The sequence below is a fragment of the Paenarthrobacter sp. OM7 genome (assembly GCF_029873575.1).
Lineage (GTDB): Bacteria > Actinomycetota > Actinomycetes > Actinomycetales > Micrococcaceae > Arthrobacter.
This window is the reverse complement of the sequence record NZ_CP123579.1, coordinates 3,529,039-3,541,953: the sequence shown is the minus strand read 5'-3', so window position 1 is coordinate 3,541,953 and position 12,915 is coordinate 3,529,039. Positions and strand designations below refer to the sequence as shown.

9 protein-coding genes are annotated in these 12,915 nt (G+C 63.0%); 7 read left to right on the top strand and 2 right to left on the bottom strand.

Annotated features, from left to right (window positions below; all coding sequences use genetic code 11):
- Positions 1–21 precede the first annotated feature (21 nt).
- Positions 22–1,659, bottom strand: coding sequence for an ATP-binding protein (locus QEH68_RS16275; RefSeq protein ID WP_280628029.1), 1,638 nt, complete (start codon positions 1,657–1,659; stop codon positions 22–24).
- 208 nt (positions 1,660–1,867) lie between these two features.
- On the opposite strand from QEH68_RS16275, the gene QEH68_RS16270 reads away from it, so the two are divergent.
- Together QEH68_RS16270 and QEH68_RS16265 are read left to right on the top strand one after the other, a co-directional pair.
- On the top strand, positions 1,868–2,251 hold the full coding sequence (locus QEH68_RS16270; RefSeq protein ID WP_089596025.1) for an STAS/SEC14 domain-containing protein: 384 nt from the start codon (positions 1,868–1,870) through the stop codon (positions 2,249–2,251).
- A gap of 19 nt (positions 2,252–2,270) precedes the next feature.
- Positions 2,271–3,080, top strand: coding sequence for a class I SAM-dependent methyltransferase (locus tag QEH68_RS16265; protein WP_280623421.1), 810 nt, complete (start codon positions 2,271–2,273; stop codon positions 3,078–3,080).
- Between the two features lie 7 nt (positions 3,081–3,087).
- Here the strand turns inward: QEH68_RS16265 and QEH68_RS16260 are convergent, their stop codons facing one another.
- Positions 3,088–5,307 carry a S9 family peptidase gene (locus tag QEH68_RS16260; protein ID WP_280623420.1) on the bottom strand — a complete coding sequence of 740 codons (2,220 nt, stop codon included), beginning with the start codon at positions 5,305–5,307 and terminating at the stop codon, positions 3,088–3,090.
- Positions 5,308–5,500: 193 nt separating this feature from the next.
- On the opposite strand from QEH68_RS16260, the gene QEH68_RS16255 reads away from it, so the two are divergent.
- The 5 genes from QEH68_RS16255 to QEH68_RS16235 all read left to right on the top strand — a co-directional run bounded on the left by QEH68_RS16255 (position 5,501) and on the right by QEH68_RS16235 (position 12,786).
- Complete coding sequence (locus tag QEH68_RS16255; protein WP_207594437.1) at positions 5,501–6,298, top strand: glycosyltransferase; 798 nt, start codon at positions 5,501–5,503, stop codon at positions 6,296–6,298.
- Positions 6,295–7,755 carry a glycosyltransferase family 4 protein gene (locus QEH68_RS16250; RefSeq protein ID WP_280623419.1) on the top strand — a complete coding sequence of 487 codons (1,461 nt, stop codon included), beginning with the start codon at positions 6,295–6,297 and terminating at the stop codon, positions 7,753–7,755. The genes QEH68_RS16255 and QEH68_RS16250 overlap by 4 nt, the downstream gene beginning before the upstream one ends.
- Positions 7,756–7,801: 46 nt before the next feature.
- Positions 7,802–10,828, top strand: coding sequence for an oligosaccharide flippase family protein (locus tag QEH68_RS16245; RefSeq protein ID WP_280623418.1), 3,027 nt, complete (start codon positions 7,802–7,804; stop codon positions 10,826–10,828).
- A 110-nt stretch (positions 10,829–10,938) separates the two neighbouring features.
- Entirely contained in the window at positions 10,939–11,976 is a 1,038-nt protein-coding gene (locus QEH68_RS16240) for a glycosyltransferase family 4 protein (protein ID WP_348537377.1), read from the top strand.
- A 30-nt stretch (positions 11,977–12,006) separates the two neighbouring features.
- The gene (locus QEH68_RS16235; protein WP_280623416.1) at positions 12,007–12,786 is read left to right on the top strand and encodes a PIG-L family deacetylase; all 780 of its coding nucleotides are present in this window, start codon (positions 12,007–12,009) and stop codon (positions 12,784–12,786) included.
- Positions 12,787–12,915: the final 129 nt, after the last annotated feature.

The window sequence follows — 12,915 nt, the reverse complement described above, 5'->3', positions numbered from 1 at the left end:
TCACGCCGGGCAGGGGCTTGACTAGGGCCCGCCCACCGGCAACTCCACGGATACCGTGGTGCCTGACCCCAAGGTGGAATCCAGCAGGAGGCGGCCCATGTGCCGGCTGATGATGTCGTGCGCTATCGCCAGTCCGAGCCCACTGCCGGGGACCGCCGCGGATGTTGCGTTGGAGGCCCGGTAGAAGCGGGTGAAGATGTGGGGGAGATCGTGCTCGGGAATGCCCAGTCCGTTGTCTGCGATCTCTACCAGCGCCAGCCCGCCGCCCTCGGAGTCCGAGACTGAACTGGTGATGCCCACCCTTCCGCCCTCGGGCGTGAACTTGATGGCGTTGGCCACGATGTTGGTGAACACCTGCTCCAGCTTCGCTTCGTCGGCCGTAACCTCGATGTCGTCAGTCCCATCGGTAAAAGACAACGAAACGTGGCGGGACTCTGCCAGCGGCCGAAGCGTGGCCACCACCACCTGGAGGAGCTTGGCAATATCCACCGGTTTGAGGTCCAGGTTGCTGCCGTCTTGCATGGACACGGTAAGCATGTCCTCGATGAGCCTGCGGAGGCGGTTGGAGTTCCGGGCGATGACATCGAGCATCTTCCTGATGCCGTCGGGAACCGGCCCGCCGGATCCGTCCTGGATCATGTCCAGGTAAGCGGTGATGGAGGTCAGCGGTGTCCGGAGTTCATGGTTGACGGTGGCCAGGAAGTCGGTCTTGGCCTTGTCCAGTTGCCTCAACTGGTGCAGGACCCGCTGTTGGGCGCTGATGAGGTGGCCTTGGATGAGTCCGTGGGCCACGTTCCCGGCCACGTGTTGCATCAGCGCGATCTCGGGGCGGGTCCAATCGTGCCGTTCCCGGACGGTGGAGAGCAGGATGATGCCCAACGCCGTCGCTCCCTCACCCACGGGGAGAAGGACGGTGGACACAGGGTCGAGCTCGCCTGACCACTCCCGCAGTGCCGTGGCGATCCTGGAGTCGGGGTCTTCGCGGTGGTCCGCGACCGCCAGGACGTCCGCATCCGCCCACAGCCTGTTGGCGGCCTCGATAATGGCGTTTTCGCTCTCACCCAGCCTCGCGGGAAGCAGCGGAAGGCCAGGACGGTTCCACTGTGCACGAATGGTGGGAACACGTTCGTCGCGGAAGGTAGCAAACCATACGTGGTCCACGTCCAGCGCCTCACCGAAGCCACGCACCACGTGGTCTGAGATCAATTGGGGATCATTGGTCTCCCGGATCGCCGAGGAGACATTGCGGAGGCTTTCGCGAAGTGCTTCGATTTCGCCGCGTGAACGGGCGCGCTCGGCGGCCCGGCCGATAAGGGTTTCAACCCGGTGGACCAGTTCCCCGGATTGCACGGGGCTGATGACGTAGTCCGCTACGCGCCAGGATTCCACTTCCCGGAGGTCAAGGGATTCCTGGGAGGCAAGGACCAGGAGCATGGGAACCCCGGGGCTGCGCAGTCCGTGTGCCAGGGAACTCTCAGCCACCGCAACCGAGGGGCGCTGGTGCTGTAGATGGGCGGCCAGGGCGGCGGCATCCACGGCAGGGAACACGCTGAATCCCGCGGCGGCAAGGGCGGCCGTCGTCGCGGCCAAACGGTCCTTGTCTGAATCCGCCACTACGGCGGAGCGGGCATGCTGTACGCCGGCAACGGTCTCGCCCACTGAGCCCCTTCCGTTCCAACGGTTCATTCACGGTGTTTTCATGATGTGGCAACACCCTATCAGCGGCACTGCGGCCAAAGGTGACCACGCGGCAAATGGGTTGGATGAGTCCTGGGACACACCTTTACTTTGCCCTGTGGATTCGACAGCCTTGAGGGTGTCAGCAGAGGTAACCCGCTGCAGCAGCACCAACCGCGCAAGGAGCACTGTGGACCACCCAGCAACACCGCAGGACCACCAACAGGTGACGTTCGAGCTGGAGCTCGAAGAACCAGGCATTCTTCGCCTGACGTGGCCGCGCGGGGCAAGGATCAAGGAACCTGACGCCCAGCGGGCCATGGACCGGGTGAACGAGCTCTGCGGCGAGGAACGCCATCCCATGATCGTTGACATGGCCACCACGGACGATGTCACCCGGGGTGCCCGTTCCGTGTTTGCCAAACCGTGCCAGGCCAACCGCATCGCCCTCTGGGGCTCATCTCCGGTGGACAGGGTCATTGCCAACTTTTTTCTGGGCATCATGAAGCCTCCGTGCCCCACCAAGTTCTTCACTTCTGAAACAGAGGCGTTGGAGTGGCTGGTGGAGGCGTAGGGCCACCTATATTTGGAGAATGTTCTCCGCTTTCAGGAAGTACCTGCTGATTCCCCGCCTCATCAGGCTCTCTTCCGCTGCGCCCAAGGATCCCCGCACTGCCTGGGACCGGTTTTGGGGCGATATCCGCTCAACCGGTGCCACTGGCGACGTCCTGTGGGACTCGGGCAGTGACCATGAACTCAACGGCTACCTCCCCCAAATGGCTCAGTTGGACCCGTCTTTGCCCGTGGTGGACGTCGGATGCGGCAACGGCAGTTTCACGCGCCTGCTGGCCAAACACTTCCCGCACGCATTGGGGCTGGACTACTCTGCAAACGCGGTTGAGCGGGCACGGCAGGAGTCAGCAGGAACCACGACGGCGTCATATGCGGTCTGCGACATGACGGCACCGGACGCAGCGCAGACTGTCGCTACGGCCCTCGAAGCGGCAGGCTGGACGGGGGATGCGAACATCTTCATCCGTGGTGTCCTGCACGTTCTGGACCGAAGCGGCCGCGCCGCGTTGGCTGCGAACCTGCTGCCCGTCGTCGGGACCCGCGGAGGCGTGTTCCTGACTGAAACCAACTTTCCGGGCACGCCGGTGGACTACGTCAGCCACCTGGGTGCCACCCGCAGTTCCATTCCCGCCCCGTTGGAGTGGGCCATCCGCGGGCTGCCGATGCCCGGCCGGTTCGGAGCGGCACAACGGGCCAAGGCCTTCGCGGCGGCGGACTGGAACCTTATCGTTGAAGGCTCGGCGAGCATCGAGACGCGCCCGCTGAGCAACCCGTCAACCCCGGACCTGATCCCTGGATACTTCGCACTCCTCCGGGCCCGCCAGCGCTAAAAAACTCCTACTTCAGGCCGGCTCCAGGCAGGAGTTCGGTGGCTCCAAGGGAGTCGGCGACGAACGCGTAGTCCCAGGCCCGCTCACGCCACTGGACGTACCGGCCCGAGGCCCCGCCGTGCCCGCCGTCCATTTCGATCTTCATGACGATCGGCTCGGAACCGGTAGACACGGAGCGCAGTGCCTGAACCCATTTGGCAGGCTCGACATACAGCACCCGGGTGTCATTGAAGGATGTCACGGCAGCGATCTTGGGGTAGGCCACGGCCCCCACATTCTCGTACGGAGTGTAGGACTTCATGTAGGCGTAGACCTCGGGGTCCGTGATCGGGTTGCCCCATTCCTCCCATTCCAGGGCGGAGAGCGGAAGCTCGGGATCCAGGATGGTGGTCAGCGCATCCACGAACGGCACCTGTGCCACCACGGCAGCGTATTTTTCCGGGGCCATGTTGGCGACTGCTCCCATGAGCAATCCTCCCGCCGATCCACCCATCGCCGCGATGCGGGACGGGTCAACCCACCCCGATCCAGCCAGCCAATCGGTGGCCGCGATGAAGTCCGTGAAGGTGTTCTTCTTGGTGAGCTTCTTGCCGTCCTCGTACCATTGGCGGCCCAATTCGCCGCCGCCCCGGATGTGGGCGATCACCATGACGATGCCGCGGTCCAGGAGGGACAAGCGGGCTACGCCGAAGCCTGGATCCATGCTCATCTCGTACGAGCCATAGCCGTAAACCAGCCCTGCGCCCGTGCCGTCCTGCTGTACCGACGCGTGACGCAGCACTGACAGCGGGACCCGGGTGCCGTCGTCGGCCGTTGCCCATTCGCGGGTAGCCACGTAGTCCTGCGCCGTGTAGCCGCCCAGGACGGGGCTTTCCTTCCGGAGGAGCAGCTGGCCGGCAGGCAACCCGGCGGTGGGGAGCACAAAGTCGTAGACGCGCGACGGCGTGAAGTAGGACGTGTAGCCCATGCGGATGACGGGAGCCTCGTAGTCCGAACCTGCAACCCCGGCGGTGTAGAGCTCTTCGTCAAAGGCCGGTTCCACCGGCGCACCCTGGGCCTCGGTGCCGAGGCCGGCCAAGGGCAGCACCTGGACCCGTTCGATGGTGTCCTTACGAACGGAGAGCACCAAATGCGTGGATGTCACGCCGGCGCCGTTGACCCGGACGTCGTTGGAATGTTCGACGACGGTACGCCAGTCCTGCTCTGCCAGCGGCTTGGTCAGCTCAGCGGGGTCCACCAGGCTGACCATCGAATTGATGGCGTCCTTGTTGTGGGTCAGGAGGAGTGTTTCCCTGCCGTCCAGGAGGAAGGGCTCAGCCTCGTACAGAATATGGTGGTCCCGGGAGATCACAGTGCTGAGGCCGGCGTCGTAGTCGTCGAAGCGGAGCAGTTGCGTCTCGCTGAACTCCGAGCAGCCGATGCTGAGCACCAAGTGCCGTCTGTCCGCGGAGAGATCGAACCCCAGCCACATGGCGACGTCGTCCTCCTGGTAGAGAACCTCGTCCTCGGCCACCGGCGTACCCAGGACGTGGGCCTTCACCTGGTAGGGGCGCCACGAATCATCCACCACCGTGTAGAAGAGGCGCGTGCCGTCGGGGGAGAAGGCCACTCCGTAGAAGATGTCCTCAATGACGTCCGGGAGGAGCTCCCCGGTGCGCAGGTCCTTGATCCTGAGGGTGAACCGTTCGTCGCCTGAGTTGTCCACGGCATAGGCGTAAAGGTTGCCGTCAACTGTCACCGCGGCACCGCCCACGCTGAAGAACGGCTGGCCCTCGGCTTCGATGTTGCCGTCCAGGAGGATCTGTTCGCCGTCGATTTCCACGCCGGGCTCCACTGACGGGGGCGTCCAGTCCGCTACGGGGTCCCCGGTGTTGTGGGCCAGGACGCGGCACTGGATGCTGTACTCCTTCCCTTCCACCGAACGGCTGTAGTACCACCAGCCGTCCTTACGGCTGGGCACGGACAGATCCGTTTCCTGGGTGCGGCCCTTGATCTCTTGGAACATGGCTTCCCGCAATGGTTCCTGGTGCGCTGTGACGGCTTCCTGGTAGGCGTTCTCGGCCTTCAGGAGGTCCACCACCTCAACGGATTCCTTGTCCCTAAGCCACTCGTAGTTGTCCACAAAAACGTCGCCGTGGTGTTCACGGCGTGTGGGGACCCGCTTGGCGACAGGAGGCACCGCTGTTGGTTCCGGAGCAGCGGCAGGGACGGAAGATGTGTGGCTCATGTGGCCACTCTATAGACGGGGTCAGACAAGGAACCAGCAATTTCGCTCAGAGCGCCCGGCACCGCTCCCGGTATTGAGAGTGGTCCATGACTTGGAGCACTACGGCTGGATTGGCGTCATGACTTCCGGGGTGCCCCCACTCCTTATATTGCGAGCACGTTTTTGTGCCGTACCCGGATATATGGAGGTTCAGATGGTCCTTCTTCAACAGCACAGTGTGCACATAGGCAAGAGAGGGAGCCTGCAGGCGCGCCGACATTCAGACTCGCTGCGCCGCTCCCGCGTGGATCTGGAGGTGGTCATTCCCGCCTACAACGAGGCCGCGAGAATCCCCGACACCTTGAAACAGACGGTCGATTTCCTGGCCAACCAGCCGTGGTCTTCGCGGATTGTTGTGGTGGACAACGGAAGCGTTGATGAGACCGCCGCAGTGGTCCGCAGGATCTCCCGGGAAGAGGGGGACGCAGTTCCCATTTCCGTGGTGGGGTGTTCACGGAAGGGGAAGGGAGCGGCAGTCCGTCGCGGCCTCCTCAGCGGCACGTCCAGGTTCACGGGCTTTTTCGACGCCGACCTCGCCACGCCGCTGGAAACCCTCACCGAGGCCATGGCTCATCTCTCAGACGGTGCAGCAGCGGTGATCGCTTCCCGCCACGCACCCGGCTCAACCCTGGTCCGGCCCCAACACCTTGGACGAAGGGTGGGCGGCACGGCCTTCCGGGCGCTGACCAAATCAAAGGTCAAGGGCATACAGGACACCCAGTGCGGCTTCAAATTCTTCGAACGCGATGCCCTCACAGCAGCCATGGTTCAGTGCCGCAGCACTGGTTTTGCTTTCGACGTTGAGCTTCTGCTGCGCCTGCAGGACAACAACGCCAGCATCATCGAACTTCCCGTGGCATGGACCGATGGAGCTGCATCAACGTTCCGCCCCTTCCAGGATGGGGTGGCCAGCTTTGCCTCGGTGATCCAACTCCAGAGGGCAACACCATGATGTCCGGCCTTCCTGACATCAACTCTCCAACCCTTCTCGCCGGAAAGCACGTGCTGGTCCTCAACTGGCGCGACGTCCAGCACTCACAGGCCGGCGGCGCCGAGCAGTACATGCACGAGATTTCCAAGAGGTGGGTGCAGAACGGCGTCCACGTCACCTGGTTTACAGGGCGCGACGACGGCCAGTCACCTGAGGATGTCATTGACGGCATCCGCATCCTGCGCGGAGGCGGAGCCATGTCCATTTATGGACATGCCGCTCTCCGGCTTGTGCGGACCGGCGGGCTTTTGCAGAGCGGGGGCGAATTTGATGCCGTGGTGGATTGCCAGAACGGGATACCGTTCTTTTCGCCTTTGTTCCTGCCACGGAACCTGCCGATCATCCAGGTGATCCATCACGTCCACCAGGAACAGTTCCGCACCAGGTTCTCTCCGCCTTTGGCCGCCGTGGGCCGGTTCCTGGAAAGTTCGGGAGCCAAGACGGTGTACGGCCAGCGTTCCATTGTGGCGGTTTCACCCTCTACCCGGCTGGAACTGAGGAAACTCGGGTTCTCCGGTCCTGTCCACGTGGTGCCGAACGGAACCATCGACATTCCGGAGGAGGTTGCCGCCCGCGCGCCCCACCCGACCATCGCCGTCGTCAGCCGCTTGGTGCCGCATAAGAGGCTGGACCTGCTGATGGGCCAGTTTGCCGTGGCAGTGCGCAGCATTCCAAAGCTGCGGATGGACATTGTGGGGGACGGCCCGGAACGGGCCCGGTTGCAGCAGTTGGCCATGGACCTCGGCCTGGACCACGCAGTAACGTTCCACGGCTACCAGCCCAATGAGGTCCGTGACAGGTTGTTGAGCCGGGCTTGGCTGACTGCTTCCACCTCGGCGTCAGAAGGTTGGGGCTGCTCGGTGATCGAAGCCGCCGCGTGGGGCGTGCCCTGCCTGGCCCTGCGTGTTCCAGGCATCCGGGACTCCGTAGTGGACGGCAGAACCGGTTGGCTGGTGGATACTCCCCAGGAGCTTGGGACCGCAATGGTTGAGGCCCTCACCGCCTTGAGTGAGCCGGACTCGGAAGCGGTGGTCTCAGCGGAGTGCCGGGAATGGGCCCGCTGCTTCACCTGGGACCGCAGCACCAGACTGCTCACTGGAGCCGTATTGGAAGAGGAGAAGATACGGCGCGACGGCGCGGGTCCTCGTGCGTTCCACTCTGACCTTTCCACCTTGGTCCGGTTCGTGTTGCCTGAAGATGCCGATCTTCAGTCCATCCTGCACCGGACGGATGAGGTTGCCATTGCGGATGATGGACATGTCGCTGTGCTGATGAAGGGACGTGACGAGTTCGAGGCCTTCGCGGCAATGCAGAAGATCGGCGTGACGTCTGCGGAACTCCGTTCGGCCGGACGCACCACTCTGCTGGCCGGCCCCGGGAGCGCCTTCACTCCCTCCGATGCCCTTGATGGCCAGTAACGGACGTTCATCCATGGATTCATCCCAGAAAACAATGACTCTTGCTGTGCGGGAAAGACCCCGGTCACACCGCAGGGCTTCGGAAAAAGACCCGGGAATTGCCGCGAGCAGCGGCTTCCTTGCCGTGTCCGCAGGGGTTGTAGGCGTGATGAGCTACGCCTGCACGCTTCTCATGGCCACCATGCTGGATACCGCGGACTATACGATCTTCGCCGCCGCGGCGATGATCCTGGGGGTGGTGGGGATCGTGGCCAATGCCTTGGTCCCGCTTCCCTTGTCGCACGTTGTTGCCGTCCACCCGGCAGGCTCCGAGGAACGGCGTAATGGCGTGGCCTTCTCGGTCTTTGTGTCCTGCCTGGCGGGCGTTGCCGCTGCAGTGATCTCAGGCAGCGTGACGCTCGCGCTCGCCGACCCCGTCCTGGCCGCAGTGGTGGCGTTGGCGGCCTTTGTCATCTTCGTGGCGAATGCACCCGCGGGCTGGTTGCAGGGTGAGCTCCGTTTCACCTGGTACGCGCTGTCCACCGTGGGCGAGGTTCTCCTGAGGCTTATCTTCAGCATGGTGGTGATCGCCATGGCATGGGGTGCCGGGGGAGCGGTCCTAGGTTTCGTAGTGGGGTGCCTGGCGCCGTTAATAGTGCCGTGGTCCTTCTACCGTGACTTGCGGTGGCGTCCGCGGGTTGTGCTGGAGAAGTGGAGATGGGCCGAGACCAGTGACATCGCCTCCGTTCTCGGCGTTGTCTCCGTGCTGGTGGGTGTCGACGTCGTGGTGGTCGGTTTCCTGGATGGCGGCTCGGCTGCCGCAGCAGGTTTCCAGGCGCTTGCCACTATCGCCAAGGGGCCTGTCTACGTGGCAGCCGGAACCGCGTTGGTGGCCTTCCCGTTGCTGCGCACGCCCGGTGCCAACGCGGGCCAGGTTCTTGGTGCTGCCTTCGCGTCGTTCGGACAACTTGCCGTGGTGGCTTTCGCCATCATCGCCACAGCTCCACCGCTGATGGCAGGATTCATCGTGCCGCAGAAGTACCACGGCTCCCTGGGTCTCCTGCCGTGGTTGGCCGCGTCCGGCCTGGGCTATGCGGTCCTCATGGTGCTTTCCACGGTTCTCCTAGCTCTGCGGGCCTACCGCCGATGCCAGATCGGCCTCGCTTGTGCGTGTCTCCTGGTGGTGGGTGGGCTCTGGGTTGGCTGGCAGGTGAACGCCGTCACGGGCATGGCTGTGGGTTCCGCTGTGGGTGCCGTCATGGCCGGTGGTGTGCTGGCTCTCCTGGCACGTCCGGTACTCATTGCGGCACACCCCGGCCGGGGAGCTGGCCCGTTCCTGGTTCTGGCCGGCGCCTTGATAGTGGCGCTCGCTGTGGCCGCCCGGGTCCAGCCCTTGGTGTGGCTGGCCCTGGCCACTGTCAGCGGCCTCATGGTTCTCGCTCATCAACGGGGGCTGCTGCCGCACAGAAACGACGTCAAAATTCGACGACGACGCCAGGCTGGCACAAACGGCCAAACTATCGGCCGCCGGGTCAAGCCTCAAGCACCTGCAACGAGCCCCCTGCCCAATTGGGTCGCTGGGGCGCTTTCGGGCAACTTGACCGCATTCATCGTGGTGGTTGCCGGCGCCTTCGGCGTCCGCGCGCTTGGTCTTGAGCGGGGCTTCGAACTGTGGGTGGACGAGATGTTGTATGTCCGGCTCGGTGAATCCGTCAGCGCCGGGGAATTCCCAACCTTGCCTGACGGGCCGTTCTTCCTCCACCCGCCCGGGTACTTCTTGCTGGAGGCTGGGGTCATTAAGATTTTCGGAATCACCGGCGAAATCATCGAGGTGACGCTCCAACTGCGCTGGCTCAACGGCGTGATGGGTGCCCTGACCGTTGGACTTGGTTTCCTCCTGGTGCGCAAGCTGTCCGCTCCCACCGCCGCCTGGCTCGCTGCCGTGCTCTTGGCCTTCGAACCATTCATCCTGAGAAACAACAGCCATGCGTTCCTGGAGACCTCGGCCATGGTGCCGGGGCTGGCAGGATTGCTGCTTCTGGTGGACCACCGGCAGCCAAAGAGCAAAATGCTTTCGTTTCTGCGGCTGGCAACAGCCGGCCTACTGCTTGGCTACTCCATCCTGTGCAAGGACTTCTTCTTCATCAGCACAGTTGCCCCGGTGCTTGCGGCCATGGTGTGGAAGAAAACAATCCCCTGGCGTCAGGGACTCGTGGTAGCAGGCTTCGGTTTCGTGCCCTACGTGATCTACCTGATTGTCGTGGCCGCCCATGGACACTTCCCCAGCTGGGTGTGGGCCAAGAGCAACGGGCTGCTGCGCATGTCCGGTGTAGAGAAGACCACTGGCTTCACGTCCGAAGGATCACCAAGCATCGTTTCCCGGCTTATCGAGCAGAGCGGATACTTCGGTACCAGCTATATCCTGCTGGGCTTATGCCCGGTGGTGGGCTTACTGCTGTGTTTCAGCCATCATGCCGAGCGGCGTCTAGTAGGGCTGGGAGGCCTGGCGCTGGGTGCTGCCGGTGCTTACAGCGCCGTGTTCGGCACGTTTGAGGAACAGTACGGATACGGCGTCATGGTGTTCGGAGCAATTTGTTCGGTCCTGGTGGTGGTGGAACTTCGGGATAGGTATCCCAAGGGCCGCAAAGCACTTGCTGTCGTCAGTGTGATCTACGTGGTGTTGACCGTGGTGCTGGGAATCCGCACCGCCCTGACCCTGGACAACGGCTTTGTCCTGGCCAACGACTGGGTGCAGGCCAATCTGCCTGCCGATGCGCGGATCAGCGTCACCAACAGCACGGGTCACTTCGCCTATATGCATGATCCCCGGTTTGGTATTTGGCCGTCGGCGCCGCTGATGAAAGAGCAAGGGGCGACTTACATCCTTACCCAATCGAAGCCCACCCGGCAGGGCTATGGATACGCCAACCCCACCATGCTGGCGTGGTTAGAGGGCCATGCATCTCCCATGGTCACAACATTTGGCCCCACTAACGGCGAAACCACCATTTGGTACGTGGATCCGTCTGCTCTCGAGTCAGCGGCTGCGGCCAACGTTGGGGTGCCCCACAAGGACTACGGGACGGAACGGTAACAATGAGAGTTCTACATTTAGGTTTTGAAGATCCACGCATGCCCGGAGCGGGCGGGGGTTCAGTGAGGACCCATGAGATCAACAGCCGGTTGGCCGCAAAAGGCTTCCGTGTGACGGTACTGACTGCACGGTATCCGGGCTGGCAGGAACGGGTGGAGGACGGCGTGCACTATGTACCCATCGGCTTCGGCAAGGGCGGCAACCGTTTGGCCAGGTTGCTGGCGTACATTGCCTGGCTGCCTGTGGAAGTACGTAAGCGCCGGTCAACTGTTGAGTTGGTGGTCGAGGATTTCTTCGCTCCGTTTTCCACCATGGCCGCCCCCCTGTGGACCAAGCGACCCACCATCGGAGTTGTGCAGTGGCTTCATGCCAGGGAGAAGGCGCGGCAGTACAAACTCCCGTTGCATTGGATTGAGCGGCTGGGCGTCCGAAAGCACCGAAGGCTCATTGCGGTTTCGCAGGGGATCGGAGACCGCCTGAAGGAGCTCAACGCGGACCTGCATGTGGACGTGATCGGCAATGGTGTGGATCCCGCGGTCTGGAATATCGAACCCCGTTTGGGGAAGGACGTCCTCTTCATAGGGCGCCTGGAATACGGGCACAAGGGCTTGGATCTCCTCTTGGGAGCCTGGGCGCACGCCTGTAAGAGGGTCGACGCAAACCTGCTGATCGCCGGCACTGGTCCGGATGAGGAGCGGATGCGCGAAGCCATCCGGGATGCCGGTCTTTCCGGGCGCGTGCAGATGCTCGGGTGGCTGTCCGGGGACAAGAAGTTCCAGGCGCTCAGCGATGCCCGGCTTCTGGTAGTGCCGTCCCGGCACGAGACGTTCGGCTTGGTGGCCATTGACGCACTGGCAGCGGGTACTCCAGTTATTGCGTTCGATATCCCTTGCCTGAGGGAGATTATTCCGCCCGGTACAGGATGGGTGGTTGACGCCTTCGACGTTCAGGCGCTGGGAGACGAGATCGCCCGCCGGTACCCGCAGGCCGGTCTGGAGGAAGTGGCCACGCAAGGACGGAAGTTCGCCGCCGGTTACAACTGGGATGCGCTCGCTGACATGCAAGCACGGGCCTACCACACCGCACTCACAGAACTAGGGAATCCTCCAACCCGGCGGACGAACGCCCGCCACGCTGAAAGGGCTTGAATGCCGCTGCAATCCAGAATTGAACGTTCCATGGCAGGGGATGCGCCTTGGCTGTTCCTCTCACCCCACTTGGACGACGCAGTGCTGTCCTGCGGCGCCCTCATGGAAGCCGAAGCACAGGGACGCGAGATCGTCGTCGCTACTCTTTTCACAGAGTCAGGGCCGGAACCGCACACGCGGGCCACACGGTCCTTTCTGCGCCAATGTGCCGTGCCCGACGCGGCGAAGCTCTACCAAGCCAGGCAGTCGGAAGACCGCGCCGTACTGGCTGGCATGGGAGTTCAATCCATTCATCTTGGCGAAGTTGATGCGCTGTTTCGACGCCGCCGCAAGCCACCGTTGCTGGGAAGCAGTGCTTGGGACCGGCTTCTGCCGGAACTCAACCACCGCTACGCCACCTACCGGTTCGACATCGCCTTGGGCAGGATCGCCAGGGACGATCAAGCGCTCATCCGCCAACTCCGGGGCGATGTTGCCGGGCTCATGGCGCAAACCCAAGCCGAGCTGCTCTTCTGCCCCGCAGGAGTGGGAAGACACGTGGACCATCTGATCACCCGCGAAGTGGGTAAGGGGCACCCGGACAACGTGGTGATGTATTCAGACTTTCCCTATGACTTGACGGCAACTCCGGATCAACCGCATTTGTCGAAAATGGGGTTTGTTCCGTGGACCTGGGATACGGGACTGGATGCCAAACCCCGACGGATCAGACAGTACGCAACGCAGGCGGACGCCCTTTTCCCTGACGGAGAGATTCCACAGAAACCGGAAACTTACTTTGTCCCTGGACATACTAGCGACACCGCATGATGACATCGCGGAACGGTGCGGGACGGAGTGTCTTGGCACTTTTTTGGGGGGATTGCAGTGAGAACGGTTGACGTTGATTCGGGACTGTCGATACGCCGCATTTTGGCGCAGTTACGACGGCGGTGGTCA